The organism is Kitasatospora sp. NPDC085879, assembly GCF_040686255.1.
In the GTDB taxonomy this organism is placed as follows: Bacteria; Actinomycetota; Actinomycetes; order Streptomycetales; family Streptomycetaceae; genus Kitasatospora.
The window spans coordinates 1-18,248 of the sequence record NZ_JBFBJZ010000077.1 but is presented as its reverse complement, the minus strand read 5'-3'; the positions used below and the strand labels follow the sequence as shown (position 1 = coordinate 18,248).

At 74.4% G+C, this 18,248-nt stretch carries 13 protein-coding genes and 1 pseudogene; 8 read left to right on the top strand and 6 right to left on the bottom strand.

Annotated features, from left to right (window positions below; genetic code table 11):
- Window positions 1-67: 67 nt before the first annotated feature.
- Entirely contained in the window at window positions 68-1,522 is a 1,455-nt protein-coding gene (locus AB0P35_RS35785) for a cellulase family glycosylhydrolase (RefSeq protein ID WP_363519340.1), read from the top strand.
- A 37-nt stretch (window positions 1,523-1,559) separates the two neighbouring features.
- On the opposite strand, the gene AB0P35_RS35780 is transcribed toward AB0P35_RS35785, so the two are convergent.
- Entirely contained in the window at window positions 1,560-3,584 is a 2,025-nt protein-coding gene (locus AB0P35_RS35780; RefSeq protein ID WP_363519337.1) for a M3 family metallopeptidase, read from the bottom strand.
- A gap of 268 nt (window positions 3,585-3,852) precedes the next feature.
- Here AB0P35_RS35780 and AB0P35_RS35775 point away from each other — a divergent pair, with 268 nt between their 5' ends.
- Complete coding sequence (locus tag AB0P35_RS35775) at window positions 3,853-5,547, top strand: bifunctional 3'-5' exonuclease/DNA polymerase (protein ID WP_363519335.1); 1,695 nt, start codon at window positions 3,853-3,855, stop codon at window positions 5,545-5,547.
- 29 nt (window positions 5,548-5,576) lie between these two features.
- On the opposite strand, the gene AB0P35_RS35770 is transcribed toward AB0P35_RS35775, so the two are convergent.
- Complete coding sequence (locus tag AB0P35_RS35770) at window positions 5,577-5,963, bottom strand: hypothetical protein (protein ID WP_363519332.1); 387 nt, start codon at window positions 5,961-5,963, stop codon at window positions 5,577-5,579.
- Between the two features lie 124 nt (window positions 5,964-6,087).
- On the opposite strand from AB0P35_RS35770, the gene dhaK reads away from it, so the two are divergent.
- Both dhaK and dhaL read left to right on the top strand, forming a co-directional pair.
- Window positions 6,088-7,083 (top strand): dihydroxyacetone kinase subunit DhaK, encoded by a 996-nt coding sequence (dhaK, locus tag AB0P35_RS35765; protein WP_363519330.1) that lies wholly within the window; start codon window positions 6,088-6,090, stop codon window positions 7,081-7,083.
- Between the two features lie 55 nt (window positions 7,084-7,138).
- A complete protein-coding gene (gene dhaL, locus AB0P35_RS35760; protein WP_363519327.1) occupies window positions 7,139-7,768 on the top strand; it encodes a dihydroxyacetone kinase subunit DhaL in 630 nt (209 codons plus the stop codon).
- A 26-nt stretch (window positions 7,769-7,794) separates the two neighbouring features.
- Here dhaL and AB0P35_RS35755 read toward each other — a convergent pair whose 3' ends face one another.
- The gene (locus AB0P35_RS35755) at window positions 7,795-9,000 is read right to left on the bottom strand and encodes a PP2C family protein-serine/threonine phosphatase (protein ID WP_363519325.1); all 1,206 of its coding nucleotides are present in this window, start codon (window positions 8,998-9,000) and stop codon (window positions 7,795-7,797) included.
- Window positions 9,001-9,242: 242 nt separating this feature from the next.
- Here AB0P35_RS35755 and AB0P35_RS35750 point away from each other — a divergent pair, with 242 nt between their 5' ends.
- Both AB0P35_RS35750 and AB0P35_RS35745 read left to right on the top strand, forming a co-directional pair.
- Window positions 9,243-9,461 carry a cation transporter gene (locus AB0P35_RS35750; protein WP_095872838.1) on the top strand — a complete coding sequence of 73 codons (219 nt, stop codon included), beginning with the start codon at window positions 9,243-9,245 and terminating at the stop codon, window positions 9,459-9,461.
- A gap of 61 nt (window positions 9,462-9,522) precedes the next feature.
- Window positions 9,523-11,793: a heavy metal translocating P-type ATPase gene (locus AB0P35_RS35745; protein ID WP_363519317.1), complete on the top strand. Its 2,271-nt coding sequence runs from the start codon at window positions 9,523-9,525 to the stop codon at window positions 11,791-11,793.
- Between the two features lie 60 nt (window positions 11,794-11,853).
- On the opposite strand, the gene AB0P35_RS35740 is transcribed toward AB0P35_RS35745, so the two are convergent.
- The 3 genes from AB0P35_RS35740 to AB0P35_RS35730 all read right to left on the bottom strand — a co-directional run bounded on the left by AB0P35_RS35740 (window position 11,854) and on the right by AB0P35_RS35730 (window position 16,820).
- Window positions 11,854-12,573 carry an SDR family oxidoreductase gene (locus AB0P35_RS35740; RefSeq protein WP_363519314.1) on the bottom strand — a complete coding sequence of 240 codons (720 nt, stop codon included), beginning with the start codon at window positions 12,571-12,573 and terminating at the stop codon, window positions 11,854-11,856.
- Window positions 12,574-13,122: 549 nt separating this feature from the next.
- Window positions 13,123-14,412: a citrate synthase gene (locus AB0P35_RS35735; protein WP_095872841.1), complete on the bottom strand. Its 1,290-nt coding sequence runs from the start codon at window positions 14,410-14,412 to the stop codon at window positions 13,123-13,125.
- A 224-nt stretch (window positions 14,413-14,636) separates the two neighbouring features.
- Window positions 14,637-16,820: an ATP-dependent RecD-like DNA helicase gene (locus AB0P35_RS35730; RefSeq protein ID WP_363519312.1), complete on the bottom strand. Its 2,184-nt coding sequence runs from the start codon at window positions 16,818-16,820 to the stop codon at window positions 14,637-14,639.
- Between the two features lie 302 nt (window positions 16,821-17,122).
- Between AB0P35_RS35730 and AB0P35_RS35725 the strand changes: the two genes are divergently transcribed.
- Both AB0P35_RS35725 and AB0P35_RS35720 read left to right on the top strand, forming a co-directional pair.
- Complete coding sequence (locus AB0P35_RS35725) at window positions 17,123-17,581, top strand: GNAT family N-acetyltransferase (protein ID WP_363519309.1); 459 nt, start codon at window positions 17,123-17,125, stop codon at window positions 17,579-17,581.
- Between the two features lie 54 nt (window positions 17,582-17,635).
- Window positions 17,636-18,137 (top strand): annotated as a pseudogene (locus AB0P35_RS35720) (class I SAM-dependent methyltransferase).
- Window positions 18,138-18,248 lie beyond the last annotated feature (111 nt).

Below are 18,248 nucleotides of genomic sequence, written 5' to 3'. Positions count from 1 at the left end.
ACCTCTTGCGGGGCCGCGGGCCGACGGCGCATCATCGCGCTCACCGACTCCCCGTGCGAGGTGGCCTGTGCGCGTCCTCCGTACCGCCGCGGCACTGCTCCTGACCGCCGCCGTCCTGCTCGGCGCCGCACCGCCCGCGGCCCCCGCCCAGGACACAGCCCAGGGCGCCGCCCGCCCACCGGTCGGCACCACGACCGCCCCGGACGGCCGGACGCTCTTCACCGACCGGGACGGCCGCGTCCTGCAGCTGCGCGGCTTCAACCTCGACAAGTACGCCGAGGCCGGCGAGGCGGACCTGCGCGACATCGCCGCACGGGGCTTCACCCTGGTGCGGATCGCCGTCTCCTGGACCCGGCTGGAACCGGCCCCCGGCCGCTACGACCGCGCCGAACTCGCTCGTGTCCACCGCCTGTTGGACGCCGCCGCCCGGTACGGCCTGCTCGCCGTCGTCGACTTCCACCAGGACGTGTACGGGCCCGCCTTCGGCGGCGGCGACCGCGGCGTCCCGGTCTGGGCGACCCGGGACGACGGGCTGCCCTTCGAGCCCGACCCCGACGACTGGTTCGCCGGCTACTTCCAGCCCGCCGTGCAGGCCGCCTTCCGGCACCTCTACGACGACGCCGACCTGCGCCGCGCCCAGACCGACCTGTACACCACAGTCGCCCGCGAACTGCACGGCCACCCGGCCCTGTTGGGCTACGACCTGTTCAACGAGCCGTTCGGGCCGATCGACGGCGACCCGGCCGACCCGGCGGTACTGGCGGCCGCCGCGGCCGCACTCGAACAGGGCCGGCTCGCGGACATGTACCGGCGGCTGATCGGCGCCGTCCGCCGGGTCGACGACCGGTCCTGGCTGTTCGTGGAGCCGACGGTGCTGGTCGGCCAGGGCGTGCCCACCCGGCTGCCGCAGTTCGCCGACCCTCGCCACGGCCCGGCCCGGATCGGGTACGCGCCGCACTTCTACGACACCGCCGTGGAGGCCGGCCGGGACTGGGACCCGGCCGGCGGCTTCGTCGAGCGGTACACCGAGGCGATCACCGCCTACCCGCGGGCCGGGCGGCTGCCGGTGCTGGTCGGCGAGTGGGGCCCGCCGAGCGCCCGCACCCCCGGCAACGCCCGCCTGGTCGAACGCCAGGTTGCCGCGATGACGGGCTTCGCCGCGGGCTGGACGATGTGGTACTGGTGCCGCGGCGACGGCGGGTACTGCGCGCTCGGCCCGGACGGCCGGCCCGCCCCCGGCGACGGCCCCGCCTTCGGCCCGCACGCCGCCGCGCTCGCCGGGCAGCCGACCGCCGAGTCCTTCGCCGACGGCCGCTACCGGCTGGCGTTCAGCACCGGACGGCGCGGCGCGGCGAGCACGATCACCGTGCCCGCCGCCGCCTTCCCGAACGGCTTCCGGGTCCGGGCGCCCGGTGCCCGCGTCGAGATCCGCCGCCCGCACGGCGACCGGGCCGGGACGGTCCGGCTGGAGTACCCCGCCGCCCGCCCCGGCACCCCGGTCACCGTCCTGCTGTCACCGTGACCGCCGGGGCACCGGCCCGCACCGTGACCACGGGCCCTCAGCCCAGGCCGCGGCGGGCCAGCAGCGGTCCGATCTCCGGGTCGCGGCCGACCACCGCGCGGAAGCAGTCCAGCGCCGGACGGCTGCCGCCGCGGGCCAGCAGCTCGCGGCGGAACAGCTCGCCGCTCTCCCGCACGCTCCGGCCGTTCGAGGCGAACCAGTCGACGGTGTCGGCGTCCAGCACCTCCGACCAGATGTACGCGTAGTACCCGGCGCTGTACTCACCCGCGAAGATGTGGCTGAAGTACGGCGTCCGGTAGCGCGACGGCACGGCGGCCATCGCCAGCCCGGCCCCGGCGAGCGCCCGCGCCTCGAACTCCTCGGCGTCCGCGACCTCCGTCCCGGCGGGCAGGGTGTGCCAGGCCCAGTCGATCACGGCCGCGGCAAGGTACTCGACGGTGCGGAACCCCTCCCCGAAGGACTCCGCGGCCGCCATCCGCTCCACCAGCACGGCGGGCAGCGGCTCCCCGGTGGCGTGGTGCCGCGCGTAGTTGGCCAGCACCTCCGGCCGGACCATCCACATCTCGTTCACCTGGGAGGGGAACTCCACGAAGTCCCGCGGCACTTCGGTGCCCGCGAACAGCGGGTAGCGGACGTCCGAGAACAGCCCGTGCAGCGCGTGCCCGAACTCGTGGAAGAGCGTGCGCACCTCGTCCCAGGTGAGCAGCGCCGGCTCGCCCGGTGCGGGCTTGGCGATGTTGAGGTTGTTGACCACCACCGGCCGCTTGCCGAGCAGGTGGGACTGCTGCACCAGCTCGTTCATCCACGCGCCGCCGCGCTTGGAGTCGCGGGCGAAGAAGTCGCCCAGGAACAGGCCGATCGAGCTGCCGTCCTCGTCGAACACCTCGAAGACCCGGGCGTCCGGGTGGTACCCGACCAGCTCCGGCCGCTCCTGCAGCGTCACCCCGTAGACGAGCCGCGCCGCGAAGAACACGCCGTCCTGCAGCACCCGTTCGAGCTCCAGGTACGGGCGCAGCTCGGCGGCGTCCACGTGGTACGAGGACTGCCGGACCCGCTCCGCGTAGTACGCCCAGTCGTGCGCGGCGATCTCGGTCAGGCCGTCCTCGCGGGCGGCGGCGAGCAGTTCGGCGGCCTCCCGCTCGGCGTTCGCCACCGCGGGGGCGGCCAGCCGGGCGAGCATCGCGTCCACCGCGGCGACACTGCCCGCGGTCTCGTCGGCGACCACGTACGCGGCGTGGCTGGGGTGGCCGAGCAGCGCGGCCCGCTCGGCCCGCAGTGCGGCGCTGCGGATCGCCAGCGGTCCGTTGGCGGCGGCAGCCCGGCCGAGCGAGGCCGCCAGCAGCCGCTCGCGCAGCGAGCGGTCGGTGAGCCGGGCGAGTTCCGGCTGGTTGGAGAAGTTCTTCAGGCTGAGCACGTAGCTGCCGTCCCGGCCGAGCGCGCGGCCGTTCTCGGCGGCCGCCGCGACGGCGTCCGCGGAGAGGCCGGCGAGCTGCTCGGCGCTGTCCAGCACGATCGCCCGGGCCCGGGTGTCGTCCATCAGGTTGCGGCGGAAGGCCGTGCCGACGGCGGCCAGTTCGGCGTTGATCTCACGCAGCCGCTGCTGCTCGGCGGGCGGCAGCTCGACGCCGGCCCGGACGAAGGCGGTGTGGTGGCGCTCCAGCAGCCGCAGCGACTCCCGGTCCAGGCCGAGCTCGGAGCGGCGCCGGTACAGCGCGTCGATCCGGGCGAACAGACCTGCGTCCAGGAGGACGGCGTCCCGGTGCCGGGCGAGCAGCGGGCTGACCTCGGCGTCCAGTTCCTGCAGCCCGGGGCTGGTGTGCGAGTCGCCCTGGTTCTCGAAGGCCAGCTTGACCCGCTTCAGCAGCGCACCCGAACGCTCCAGCGCCACCAGGGTGTTGTCGAAGGTCGGCGGCTCCGGGTCGGCCACGATCCCGGCGATCTCGGCCAGCTGCAGCGCCGTGCCGTGCTCGAACGCCGGCAGGTAGTGCTCCTCGCGGATCTCGGCGAAGGGCGGCAGCTCGTGGACCAGGGTGCTGGTCGAGAAGAAGGGGTTGTCGCTCATTCCGTCGACCCTACGCGCTGTCACCAGCGCTGCCTACGGACTCCGGAGGCGGCTTCCGACCGCTGGCGGAACCTCGCCGCGCCGACTCCCGCCCGACGCCCGCCCGACGCTCGCCCCGCCTCCCGCCCCGCCTCCGGCGCCGCGCCGGACGGGCACTGTCGGTGCCGCGCGCTACGGTCGGGAACAGGGCCCCCGGTGCCCGGCCGCGACCGCGCGCCGGGAGCGGCCCGCCCGCGACAGCCCGACGAGAGACGGAAGGAGGACACCGATGGCCCCCCGGTACGCCCTGGTGCCCGACCCGCACGGCCCCGGCGGCCGCCTCCAGCCGCTCGCCGACGACGGCGGCACGCTCGGCACGCCCCGGCACGCCCCGGCGCTGGCCGCCGCGGTCGCCGAACTGGAGGCCGCCGGGCAGCCCCGCTGGGTGTTCGCCTCCGCCGACAGCGCCTACGCGCCGCTGCTGCCCGTCCGCCTCGCCCGCAGCCACGACCTGCGGCTCACCGAGCCGCTGCTGCTCGGCCACGAGAGCCGGTTCGGCGAGCCCCGCTCGCTCGGCGCCGCCTGGGCCCGGCTGCGCCGGCTGCCGGTGCCCGCCGACCTCCCGGAGAGCGCCGCCGCCGAGGACGAGCAGGACGGCCTCTTCGCCCCCGACCGGCTGCAACTGCCGCCCGGCACCGACGCGCTGGAGGCCGTGGTGGCCGTCCACGCGGAGCAGCTGCGCCGCACCGCCGCGATCGCCGACCCGGCCGAGCGCCATCGCTTCCGCCTGCTGGCCGCCGCCGAGTCGGCCGGCGGCCTGCTCGCCGCCGAGATGGCCCGCGACGGCCTGCCCTGGCGCAGCGACCTGCACGACCTGCTGCTCACCGAACTGCTCGGCCCCCGCCCGCAGATCCCCGGCGCCCAGCCGCGCCGGCTGGCCGAGCTCGCCGCCGAGCTGCAGCAGGCGCTCGGCGGCCGGCCGTTCAACCCCGACTCGCACGGCCAGGTGCTGCGCGCCTTCGCCGAGCAGGGCGTCCACCTCGGCTCCACCCGCAGCTGGGAGCTTCGCCGGGTCGACCACCCGGCGGCCGAGCTGATGATCCGCTACAAGGAGCTGTCCCGGCTGCACGCCGCGCACGGCTGGGCCTGGCAGGCCGCGTGGGCGCGCGGCGGCCGGTTCCGCCCGGAGTACGTGGTCGGCGGGGTGGTCTCCGGCCGCTGGGCGACCCGCGGCGGCGGCGCCCTGCAGATCCCGCGGATCCTGCGCCGCGCGGTGGTCGCCGACCCGGGCTGGTCGCTGGTGGTCGCCGACGCCGCCCAGCTGGAGCCGCGCGTGCTGGCCGCCCTCTCCCAGGACGAGGGCCTGGCCCGCACCGCCGCCCAGGGCGACCTGTACGAGGCGCTCGCCGCGAGCGCCTTCCACGGCGACCGCGCCAAGGCCAAACTCGGCCTGCTCGGCGCCATGTACGGGCAGACCAGCGGCGACATCGGCCCGCTGCTGGCCACCCTGCGCCGCCGCTACCCCGCCGCGATGGGCTACGTGGAGGCCGCCGCCCGCACCGGCGAGGACGGCGGGGTCGTCCGCTCCCGGCTGGGCCGGGTCTGCCCGCCGCCGTCCGCGGACTGGCTGGACCTGACCGAGGCGCCGGAGACGGCGGGCGAGGCCGGCGGCCGCTCGGCCCGCGCCCGCGGCCGTTTCACCCGCAACTTCGTCATCCAGGCCAGTGCCGCGGACTGGGCGCTCGCCCTGCTCGCCGCGCTGCGCCGCCGGCTGGCCGGGCTCGCCTCCGGGGCGGACCGGCCGCACCTGGTGTTCTTCCAGCACGACGAGGTGGTGGTGCACACCCCGGCCGACCTCGCCGACCGGGTCGCCGCCGAGGTGGCGGAGGCCGCCGAGGAGGCCCGGGTGCTGGTCTTCGGTGACACCCCGGTCCGCTTCCCGATGTCCACGGCGGTGGTCGACTGCTACGCCGACGCCAAGTAGCGCCGCGTGGCCGGAGCTTGCCCGTGGGGTCAGAACTTGCGGTGGCCGCGGGCGCCCTCGGCGGCGCGCAGCACCTCGTCCAGCCGTGCCCCGGTGGAGGCCGTGACGGCGGCGGCGACCGCGCCCTCGACGAACGGCGCGTCCGCCAGCACCGCGCCGGGCCGGTCGGTGAGCACCAGCCTGGCGGTGAGGACGGCGCTGCCGAGGTCGGCGAGGACCACGGCCCCCGCGCCGGTGTCGGCCTCGTCGAGAGCCCGGGCCACCTTCTCGTCGCTGGTGCCGAGGCCGCCGTCGGCGCTGCCGGCGGCGAGCGCCACCCGCACCAGGCCGGCGCCGAGTTCGTTCAGCAGTTCGGCGAGCCCGGCGGCCAGCGCCGGGCTGTGCGAGACCAGGACGACGCCCACCGGTGCGGTCATGCCCGCACCCTAGCCAGCGGCCGCCGGGGCGGCCCGCCACCGTTCCGGCGTGTCGCAGCGCCCGGTCACCGGGGGTGCCGGGCGTAACGTCGGGCGCGGAGAGCCGCGCCCGAGGGAGTGCCGCGTGAAGAAGCTGATCAACAGCCCGGAGACCGTGGTGGCGGACGCCCTCGCCGGGCTCGCCGCCGCCCACCCCGAGCTGGCGGTGGACACCGCGGCCCGGGTGGTCCGCCGGGCCCGGCCCGGCGCGGCCGGCAAGGCGGCCCTGGTCTCCGGCGGCGGTTCCGGCCACGAGCCGCTGCACGTCGGCTTCGTCGGGCCCGGCATGCTGGACGCGGCCTGCCCCGGCGAGGTGTTCACCTCTCCGGTGCCCGATCAGGTGCTCGCCGCCGCCCGGGCCGTCGACACCGGCGGCGGGGTGCTGTTCGTGGTGAAGAACTACACCGGCGACGTCATGAACTTCGCGCTGGCCGCCGAGCTCGCCGCCGAGGAGGGCATCGAGGTGGCAACCGTCCTGGTCGACGACGACGTGGCCGTGCAGGACTCGACCTTCACCGCCGGCCGCCGCGGCACCGGCGCGACCCTCGTGGTGGAGAAGGCCGCGGGCGCGCTCGCCGAGGAGGGCGCACCACTGGCCGAGGTCGCCGCCCTCGGCCGCCGGGTGAACGCAGCCTCCCGTTCCTTCGCGATCGCGCTGACCGCGGCCACCGTGCCGGCCGTCGGCCGGCCCGGGTTCGACCTGCCCGAGGACGAGATCGAGGCGGGTGTCGGCATCCACGGCGAGCCGGGCCGACGCCGCGAGCCGCTGCGCCCGGCCAGGGAGCTCGCCGCCGAGGTGGTCGACACCGTCCTCGCCGACCACGGGCTCGCCCCGGGCGACGAGGTGATCGCCCTGGTCAATGGCATGGGCGGTACTCCGCTCCTGGAGTTGTACGTGGTCTTCGGCGAGGTGGCGGCCCGGCTCGCGGACGCCGAGGTGCGGATCGCCCGGAGCCTGGTCGGCAACTACGTCACCAGTCTCGACATGGCGGGCTTCTCGCTGACCCTCACCCGGGCCGACGCCGAGCTGCTGCGGCTCTGGGACGCGCCGGTGGACACCCCCGCCCTGCGCTGGTCCTGACCGGCCCCGCGCCCGCCCGACCGCCCACCCGCCCGACCGCCGCGAGGAGAGCCGCATGGAGCTGGACGCCGCCCGCACCGAGGCGTGGCTGCGCGCCGCGGCCGCCGCCGTCACCGCGCGGGAGGCCGAACTGACGGCGCTGGACACCGCGATCGGCGACGGCGACCACGGCAGCAATCTGCGCCGCGGCTTCACCGCCGTCCTGACCGGCCTGGACGGGGACGGCGCCGACCGCTCGCCGGGCGGGCTGCTGGCGGCGGCCGGCCGCACGCTGATCTCGACGGTCGGCGGCGCCTCGGGCCCGCTCTACGGCAGTGCGCTGCGAGCGGCCGGCCGGGCACTGCCCGGTTCCTCGGCCGGGCCGGGCGAGGTCGCCGCCGCCCTGGGAGAGGCGCTGGCCGCGGTGCGGGCGCTGGGCGGGGCGCAGAGCGGCGACAAGACGATCGTGGACGCCTTCGAACCGGCCGTCGCGGCCTTCGGGGCGGCGGCAGGGCAGGGGCTGCCGGCCGCCGCGCGGGCTGCAGCCGGGGCCGCCGAGCAGGGCGCCCGAGCCACCGTGCCGCTGGTGGCCCGCAAGGGCCGCGCCTCGTACCTGGGGCCGCGCAGCGCGGGCCACCTCGATCCGGGGGCGGCCTCGACGGCGCTGCTGTTCGGCGCGCTGGCCGAGGCCTGCCGGGAGCCGTGACCGAGGCCCCGACCGGGCCGGCCGTGTCAGTGCCCGTGCTGGTGGTGCTGGTGGTGCTGGTGGTCGGGGGGCCGGCTGACGAGCATCAGCAGGGCGTCGTCGCCGAGTTCGCCGCCGGTGTGCACCAGCAGGTCGGCGTAGACCCGGCCGATCGCGGTCTCCAGTTCGGCGGCCGAGCGGGCGGAGCCGCGGACCAGCGGGCCGACCCTGTCCGCGAGCGGGTAGAACTCCCCGGTGCGATGGTGCCGGGCCTCGACCACGCCGTCGGTGCACAGCACCAGGACGTCCTCGGGGCCGAAGGGCTGCCGGACACTGGTGGGCTCGCCGGTGGCGAGCGGGCCGAGGCCGAGCGGCACCCACGGGTCGGCGGCCTCCAGCACCGCGACGGAGCCGTCGGCGGCGACCCGGATCGGCGGGACGTGGCCGAAGTGCAGCAGCTCCATCGTGCCCGGCGGGCCGAACTCGGCGAACAGGGCGGTGGTGAACTCGCCGTCCGGCACGTGCCGCTCGACGCTGGCCTCGATCCTGGCCGCGACCCGGATGAGTTTGTCCTCGTCGTAGGCGGCCTCGCGGAAGGCGCCGAGCACCACCGCGGCGGTCTGCACCGCGCCGAGGCCCTTGCCGCGGACGTCGCCGACCAGCAGCCGGGTGCCGTGCGGGGTGTCCAGCGCCGAGTACAGGTCTCCGCCGATCCGGGCCTCGTCCGCGGCCGAGACGTACCGGACGGCGAGCCGCAGCGGCCCGACGGTCGGCCCGGGGCGGCGCAGCAGCGCGCGCTGGGCGGCCTCGGCGACGGAGCTGACGGCGGCGAACGCGGCGGCCCGGCGCATGCGGAGTGCGGCGATGTACGCGCTGATCACGGTGAGCGCGACGTAGCTGAGCAGGGCGCCGAACAGGAAGCGGCCGTCGTTGAAGGTGGCGACCTGGTCGTAGTTGCTGAGCCAGAGCAGCGACAGGAAGCCGACGCCGCAGACCAGGAGGAGTTCGACGGGGGTGAGCAGCAGCGCGGAGATGGGCGGCACGACGACCATCAGCGGTGCGAGGTAGCGGTCCTGCCCGGTGAAGAAGTCGACCAGGGAGATGACCAGGACGGCGAGCAGCGCCGGGGTGGCGCGGCGGCGGAAGGAGAGGTCCTGGAGGTCGGTCGCCAGCAGGGCGGACTTGCGGCGGGCCGGGGCCAGCCCGGTGGCGTCGCGCGCGGCGGCGCGCTGGACTCGGCTGCTCCGGAACACATACCGAACATATCGGACAGGTGGCTGTATCGCGCCGTTCCCGGCCGCCCGCCGACGGGGTGACAGCCGCGTGCCGCCCGGCACGGTGTGCGCCCGCACGACCACCGCCCGCCGACGCGGTGTACGTTCCGAGATCCACACCACAGCCGATCCACCCCGAAGGGAATACCCCTGGGGGGTATGGTGTTGGCAGAGGCAGGCGCACGGCACCAGGCCGCGCCCCACACCGTCCGGAGGCACCGATGTCCAGCTCCGTCACCTACACCGTCGCCGGCATGAGCTGCGGCCACTGCGAGAAGTCGGTGACCTCCGAGGTGTCCGGCATCCCCGGTGTGACCGAGGTCGCCGCCGACGCCAAGGCCGGCACCGTCACCGTCTCCTCCGCCGCGCCGCTCGACGACGAGCAGGTCCGCGCCGCCGTGGACGAGGCCGGCTACGAGCTCGTCGGCCGCACCGCCTGACACCGCCGCGGGGGCGCGGCCCTTCCCCCGCGCCCCCGATACGCTCGTCGGAGGAGATGAGATGAGCACGACCACGCACGCCACAGGGGACACCGCCCAGCAGCGCGTCGAGCTGTCGATCGGCGGGATGACCTGCGCCTCCTGCGCCGCCCGGATCGAGAAGAAGCTCAACCGGATGGACGGCGTCGAGGCCACCGTCAACTTCGCCACCGAGAGGGCCCGGGTCGACTTCGTCGCGGGCGTCACGGTGGACGACCTGATCGCCACCGTCGAACGCACCGGCTACACCGCCGAACTGCCGCCGCCGCCCGTCCCCGAGCCGGCCGCGGAGCCGGCGGCCGGCGCCGCCCGCGAGGCCGACCCGCTGCGCGATCGACTGCTGGTCAGCGCCGTGCTGACGGTGCCGGTGGTGCTGCTGTCCATGGTCCCCGCCCTGCAGTTCGACAACTGGCAGTGGCTGGCCTTCGCGCTGACCGGCCCGGTCGTCGTCTACGGCGGCCTGCCGTTCCACCGCGCCGCGTGGACGAACCTCAAGCACGGCGCCGCGACCATGGACACCCTGGTCTCGCTCGGCACCCTCGCCGCCTTCGGCTGGTCGGTGTGGGCGCTGTTCCTCGGCGACGCGGGCATGCCCGGCATGCGGCACGGCTTCACCCTCGCGGTCGGCACCGGCGACGCCTCCTCCACGCTCTACCTGGAGACCGCCGCCGCGGTCACCACCCTGATCCTGCTCGGCCGCTGGCTGGAGGCCCGCTCCAAGCGCCGGGCCGGCGCCGCCCTGCACGCCCTGCTGGACCTCGGCGCGAAGGACGTCGCCGTCCTGCGGGACGGCCGCGAGCAGCGCGTCCCGATCGCACAACTGACCCCCGGCACGCGCTTCGTGGTCCGCCCCGGCGAGAAGATCGCCACCGACGGCACGGTCGTCGAGGGCGCCTCCGCCGTCGACGCCTCGATGCTCACCGGCGAGTCCGTCCCGGTCGAGGTCTCGGTCGGCGACACCGTCACCGGCGCCACCGTCAACGCCGGCGGGCGCCTGGTCGTCGAGGCCACCCGGGTCGGCGCGGACACCCAGCTCGCCCGGATGGCCAAGCTGGTCGAGGAGGCGCAGAACGGCAAGGCCGCCGCCCAGCGCCTCGCCGACCGGATCTCCGCCGTCTTCGTCCCCGTGGTCATCCTGATCGCCCTCGGCACCCTGGTGGCCTGGCTGCTGCTCGACGACAGCCCCACCGAGGCGTTCACCGCCGCGGTCGCCGTCCTGATCATCGCCTGCCCGTGCGCCCTCGGCCTCGCCACCCCGACCGCCCTCATGGTCGGCACCGGCCGCGGCGCCCAGCTCGGCATCCTCATCAAGGGCCCCGAGGTCCTGGAGACCACCCGCCGGGTCGACACCGTCGTCCTCGACAAGACCGGCACCGTCACCACCGGCCGGATGTCCCTGGTCGCCGTGCACACCGCCGACGGCACCGACGAGCGGCAGGCGCTGCGACTGGCCGGCGCCGTGGAGCACGCCTCCGAGCACCCGGTCGCCGCCGCGATCGCCACCGCCGCGGCCGAGCGCACCGGCCCGCTGCCGCCCGTCGACGACTTCGCCAACATCCCCGGCCTCGGCGTGCAGGGCACGGTCGAGGGCCGCACCGTCCTCGCCGGCCGCGAGGCCCTGCTCACCGCCCGCTCGCTGCCCCTGCCGCCGGAGCTGACCGCCGCCCGCACCGCCGCCGAACGGGCCGGCCGCACGGCCGTCGCGGTCGGCTGGGACGGCTCCGCCCGGGCGCTCCTGGAGATCGCCGACACGGTGAAGCCGACCAGCGCCGCCGCCGTCGCCGACCTGCGGGCCCTGGGCCTGCGCCCGGTGCTGCTCACCGGCGACAACCGGGCCGTCGCCGAGGCCGTCGCCCTCGAGGTCGGCATCCCCGCCGAGGACGTCCTCGCCGAGGTGCTCCCCGAGGACAAGGTCGCCGTGGTGAGGCGGCTGCAGGCCGAGGGCCGTTCCGTCGCCATGGTCGGCGACGGCGTGAACGACGCCGCGGCACTCGCCCAGGCCGACCTCGGCCTCGCCATGGGTACCGGCACCGACGCCGCCATCGAGGCCGGCGACCTCACCCTCGTCCGCGGCGACCTGCGCTCGGCCGGCGACGCCATCCGGCTCGCCCGCCGCACCCTCGGCACCATCAAGGGCAACCTGTTCTGGGCCTTCGCCTACAACGTCGCGGCGATCCCGCTCGCCGCGGCCGGGCTGCTCAACCCGGTGGTGGCCGGCGCCACCATGGCCTTCTCCTCGGTCTTCGTGGTCACCAACAGCCTGCGGCTGCGCCGCTTCGACGCCTCCTCCTGAGCCGTCCGCAGACAGGCCGACGGCCCCGGGCGGTCACCGCCCGGGGCCGTCGCCCGGTGCTCAACGGCCGAGCAGCTCGCCGCCGTTGCAGTGCAGGATCTCGCCGGTGATGAACCCGGCCTCCGCGGACGCCAGGAAGTAGACCGCCGCGGCGACCTCGAAGGGCTCGCCGATCCGGCCGAGCAGCGTGCGCGCGGCCCGGCGGGAGACCTCCGCCTCGTCCAGCCGCGGGCCGAAGAACTCGGTGCCCGACACGGTGCCCGGGGCGACGATGTTCGCGGTGATCCCGGAGGGGCCCAACTGGGCGGCCAGGAAGTGGTTCCAGGCGTGCAGCGAGGCCTTCGCCGCCCCGTACGAGCCGGCGCCGCGCAGCGCCGCGATCGAGCTGACCGTCACCACCCGGCCGGAGCCCGGTGTCAGCCGCTCCCGGATCGACTCGGTGAGCAGCACCACCGTCAGCACATTGCGCTCGAAGTCGCCGCGCCAGCGGGCCAGGACGGCGTGCGGGCCGGCGCCGATCACCGTCTCCCGCGAGCCCGCGTTGTTGACCAGGACGTCCACGGTCGCCGGCAGGGCGTCCAGGGCGTGCTCCACCGCGTCCGGGTCCGCGAGGTCGCAGACCAGCGGGGAGACGTTCTCGCCGAGTTCGGCCGCAGCCTGCTCCAGCACCGCGCGCCGGCGCCCGACGATCACCACGCGCTCCCCCGCCTCGGCGAACCGGCGGGCCACCTCGTACCCGATGCCGGTGCCACCACCGGTGACGACGACGTTCCTGGTCATCCGCGCACTCCCTCCCTGCCCCGACGCCCGCAGCAGACGCGTGCGGACGGTCCGTACCGGAATGACGATTCCTATCACGCTGGGTTGCGAAGACTGCGGGGAGGGTGACGCAGCGCGCCGGAAAGCGTGTGATAAGGGACGGACCGCCCGGCGCGGCTCCGGCACCGCGCGCACACGGAGCGTGGAGAGAGGCAAGTCACACTCCGGGAACGTAACTCCCGGACCCCGGATACGTCATACCGTGTGTACTGCGGCGGTTTTCTCCGGCCCGCGGCGGTGTGGCGAACGGCTTCACACCTCCGCACCGGTCGGGCTGCCGCGAACGGGGCTCCGGCGGGCCCCGGTACCGCCGCCGACCGGTTCGGCGGCACAGCGCACGGCGCCGGGGTGCGAGGGTCAGGGACGCTTTGAGCGGCCGTTCCTGGCACGTCGCACCCGGGTGCCGTGCGCCGAACGTCCCGGCGGGCCGAGGGATCCCGGGCCTCCGGTGGAACGCCGAAGGGCCCGGCCGTCCCGAGGGGAGCGGCCGGGCCCTTCGCACGAACCGGGTCAGCGGTCGCCGAGCTCCACGTAGTCGCGGATCGCGGTGCCGGTGTAGATCTGCCGCGGACGGCCGATGCGGCTGGTCGGGTCGTTGATCATCTCGTGCCAGTGGGCGATCCAGCCGGGCAGCCGGCCCAGCGCGAACAGCACGGTGAACATGCTGGTCGGGAAGCCCATGGCCCGGTAGATCAGGCCCGTGTAGAAGTCCACGTTCGGGTACAGCTTGCGCGAGACGAAGAAGTCGTCGCTGAGCGCGTGCTCCTCCAGCTTCAGCGCGATGTCGAGCAGCTCGTCGCTCTTGCCGAGCTGGCCGAGCACCTCGTGCGCCAGCAGCTTGACCTGCGCGGCACGCGGGTCGAACGCCTTGTACACGCGGTGGCCGAAGCCCATCAGCTTGACGCCGTCCTCGCGGTTCTTCACCTTGCGGATGAAGGCGTCGACGTCGCCGCCGTCCTTCTGGATCTGCTCGAGCATCTCCAGGACGGCCTGGTTGGCGCCACCGTGCAGCGGGCCCCACAGCGCCGAGATGCCCGCCGAGATCGAGGCGAACAGGTTGGCGTGGCTGGAGCCGACCAGGCGCACGGTGGACGTCGAGCAGTTCTGCTCGTGGTCCGCGTGCAGGATCAGCAGCTTGTCGAGGGCGTTGACGATGACCGGGTTGATCTCGAAGTCCTCGGCGGGGACGGCGAACGTCATCCGCAGGAAGTTCTCGACGTAGCTCAGGTCGTTGCGCGGGTAGACGAAGGGCTGGCCCATCGCCTTCTTGTACGCGTACGCGGCGATCGTCGGCAGCTTCGCCAGCAGGCGGACGGTCGACATGTGGCGCTGGTCCGCGTCGAACGGGTTGTGGCTCAGCGGGTAGAACGTGGAGAGCGCACCGACCACCGAGGACAGCATCGCCATCGGGTGGGCGTCCCGCGGGAAACCCTGGTAGAAGCGCTTGACGTCCTCGTGCAGCAGGGTGTGCTGGGTGATCTCGTTGGTGAAGGCCGTCAGCTCCTCGGCCTTCGGCAGCTCACCGTTGATCAGCAGGTAGGCGGTCTCGATGAAGTTGCCGCGCTCGGCCAGCTGCTCGATCGGGTAACCGCGGTAGCGCAGGATGCCGTTGTCGCCGTCCACGAAGGTGATCGCGGACTTGTAGGCGGCGGTGTTGCCGAAGCCGTTGTCCAGGGTGACCAGGCCGGTCTGCGGGAGCAGCTTCGAGATGTCGAAGCCGGCGTTGCCCGCAGTGCTCTCGACGACGGGGTACTCGTACTCGCCGTCCTGGTACCGCAGTACTACCGAGTTGTCGCTCACGTCTTCCTCACCGACGAAATGAATCCTCATCCGAGTGCCCTGACGTTCCTACGATCCCCCATCCGGAGGACAGCCGCGCACCCGGGGTGGGCCGAAAAGGGGCCCGCCATACAAAACCTGTCGCCGAAGCCGGTGTGAACCGGACAAGATCGGCACCAGACCAGGTTCCGCCCTAAATCTCTTCACGTCAAGACAACCCGGGACCGTACCGCACCCCCGGCGGATCATCCAATTGCCAGCCGGTGATCCAGCGCAGAGTGCCTCCGACCTGCGCTGACGGCCCGCACCGCCTGGCCGATCGCCCTCCGTGACCCCACCAGTACAACCAGTCTCTTCGCCCTCGTCACAGCCGTGTAGAGAAGATTTCTCTGAAGCATCGACCATGCCGATGTAGTGACCGGAATCACCACCGCCGGATACTCGCTCCCCTGCGACCGGTGGATCGTCACCGCGTACGCGTGCGCCAGCTCGTCCAACTCGTCGAAGTCGTACGGCACCTCCTCGTCCTCGTCGGTCCGCACCGTCAGCCGCTGCTCCTCGACACTCAGCTCGACGACCACCCCCACCGTTCCGTTGAAGACACCGTTCGCCCCCTTCTCGTAGTTGTTCCGGATCTGCGTCACCTTGTCCCCCACCCGGAACGTCCGCCCGCCGAACCGCCGCTCCGCCAACCCCTCCCGGGCCGGCGTCACCGCCGCCTGCAACAGCGTGTTCAGATTCCCCGCCCCCGCCGGACCCCGGTGCATCGGCGCCAACACCTGTACGTCCCGCCGCGGATCCAGACCGAACCGCTGCGGAATCCGCCGCGCCACCACGTCCACCGTCACCCCCGCCGCCCGCTCCGCGTCCTCCTCCGCGAACAGGAAGAAGTCCGGCAGCCCCTCCGTCACCGGCGGCAGCCCCTCGTTGATGCGGTGCGCGTTCGTCACCACCCCCGACTGCTGCGCCTGCCGGAAGATCCGCGTCAACCGCACCGACGGAACCGGACTCCCCTCCGACAGCATGTCCCGCAGCACCTCGCCCGCCCCCACCGACGGCAACTGGTCCACATCCCCCACGAACAGCAGGTGCGCCCCCGGCGCCACCGCCTTCACCAGCTTGTTCGCCAGGATCAGATCCAGCATCGACGCCTCGTCCACCACCACCAGGTCCGCGTCCAGCGGCCGGTCCCGGTCGTACGCCGCCTCCCCGCCCGGCCGCAACTCCAGCAACCGGTGCACCGTCGACGCCTCCGCCCCCGTCAGCTCCGCCAACCGCTTCGCCGCCCGCCCCGTCGGCGCCGCCAGCACCACCTTCGCCCGCTTCGCCAACGCCAGCGTCACGATCGACCGCACCGTGAACGACTTCCCGCAGCCCGGGCCACCCGTCAGCACCGCCACCTTCCGGGTCAGCGCCAGCCTCACCGAATCCCGCTGCTCCGGCGCCAGTTCGGCCCCCGTCTGCCGGGCCAGCCAGCCCAGCGCCGCCTCCCAGTCCACCCCCGCGAACCCCGGCATCCGGTCGCCCTCCGCGTTCAGCAGCCGCAGCAACTGGTTCGACAGCGACACCTCGGCCCGGTGGAACGGCACCAGGTACACCGCCGTGATCGGCTCACCGCCCTCCCCCGGCAGCCGCTCCCGGACCACCCCCTCCTCCGCCACCAGCTCGGACAGGCAGTCGATCACCAGCCCCACATCCACCTGCAGCAGCTTCACCCCGTCCGCGATCAGCCGCTCCTCCGGCAGATAGCAGTGCCCCTGGTCGCTGCTCTGCGACAGCGCGTACTGCAGCCCCGCCTTCACCCGCTCCGGCGAGTCGTGCGGAATCCCCACCGCCTGCGCGATCCGGTCCGCCGTCAGGAAGCCGATCCCCCACACGTCCGCCGCCAACCGGTACGGCTCGTTCTTCACCACCCCGATCGACGCGTCGCCGTACTTCTTGAAGATCCGCACCGCCAGCGAGGTCGACACCCCGACCCCCTGCAGGAAGACCATCACCTCCTTGATGGCCTTCTGCTCCTCCCATGCCGCCGCGATCATCTTCGTCCGCTTCGGGCCCAGCCCCGGCACCTCGATCAGTCGGCCCGGCTCGTTCTCGATGACCTCCAGCGTGTCCACCCCGAAGGCGTCCACGATCCGCTCCGCGAACCGCGGCCCGATCCCCTTGATCAGCCCCGACCCCAGATACCGCCGGATACCCTGCACCGTCGCCGGCAGCACCGTCGTGTAGTTCTCCACCGTGAACTGCCGCCCGTACTGCGGATGCGACCCCCACCGCCCGAACAACCGCAGCGACTCGCCCGGCTGCGCCCCCAGCAGCGCCCCCACCACCGTCAACAGGTCGTTCCCGCCACGGCCGGTGTCGACCCGGGCCACCGTGTAGCCGGTCTCCTCGTTCGCGTACGTGATCCGCTCCAGCACGCCCTCCACCTGGGCGAGCTGCCGCGGAGCACCCTGCTGCGGACCGGCGTGCTGCGGGTCGGCGTGCTGCTGCTGCGGGCCAGTGCGCTGCTGCTGCCCGGTCCGCTGCTGCTCCGTGGTCACGAGGCCCTCCCACTCCTGGCGACGCCCGACACCGGCGACCGTTGTGTCACGCACGGTACCTCCCGACGCGGACAGCCGGGCCCGCCACCGGGGAGAACGCCCCTGCCCGGGGCACTCCACGCTCCGTGTACCACCGGGCGGGCCACCCCGCCAGGTGACGGCCCGTCGGACCGGCGTAGGGTCGCCCCATGAGCGACCTCGTCATCCGGCCCGCGACCGACGCCGACCTGCACGCCATCGTCGCGATGCTGGCCGACGACCCGCTCGGCGCCACCCGCGAGTCCCCGGACGACCTGATGCCCTACCGCGAGGCCCTCACCCGGATCACCGCCGACCCCCACCAGCACCTGGTCGTCGCCGCACGCCACGGCCGCACCGTCGGCACCCTGCAACTGACCGTCGTCCCCGGCCTCTCCCGCCGCGGCACCACCCGGACGATCATCGAGGGCGTGCGGATCCACGCCGACGAACGCGGCAGCGGCCTCGGCACCACCATGATCGAATGGGCCGTCGAACGCTCCCGCGAACTCGGCGCCGGCCTCGTCCAGCTCACCTCGGACGCCACCCGCACCGACGCCCACCGCTTCTACGAGCGCCTCGGCTTCGCCGCCTCCCACCTCGGCTTCAAGCTCGCGCTCGAGCCCTGACCGCTCCGCACGCACCTCGGCACCACCGTCAGTCGGCCCTGACAGACTCGGCCGATGACCGACGCTCACTCCCCCGTCGCCGCCTACTGGGACGCGGCCGCCGCCACCTTCGACGACGAACCCGACCACGGCCTGCGCAACCCGGCCACCCACGCCGCCTGGGCCGCCCGCCTCCGTGACTGGCTCCCGGACCCGCCGGCACACGTCCTCGACCTCGGTTGCGGCACCGGATCGCTCTCCCTCCTGCTCGCCCAGCAGGGCCACCGGGTCACCGGGGTCGACCTCGCCCCCCGCATGATCGCCCGAGCCCGCGCCAAGCTGGCCGCCACGGGCCTGCAGGCCACTTTCGCCCTCGGCGACGCCGCCTCCCCGCCCGACCGACCCGGCGGCTACGACGTCCTGCTCACCCGACACCTGGTGTGGACCCTGCCCGACCCGCACGCCGCCCTGCGGCACTGGGTCACGCTGCTCCGCCCCGGCGGCACCCAGCGAGGAGGCCGCCCTCTGGGGCCGCCCGGTGCCCGACGAGCGATACGCGATGGTCGCCCGCGTCTGAGCCCGTAAACGCGAAAAAGCCCCGCCCGGAACCCGGGCGGGGCTTCTTCAGAAGAATTGTTCGGCGGCGTCCTACTCTCCCACAGGGTCCCCCCTGCAGTACCATCGGCGC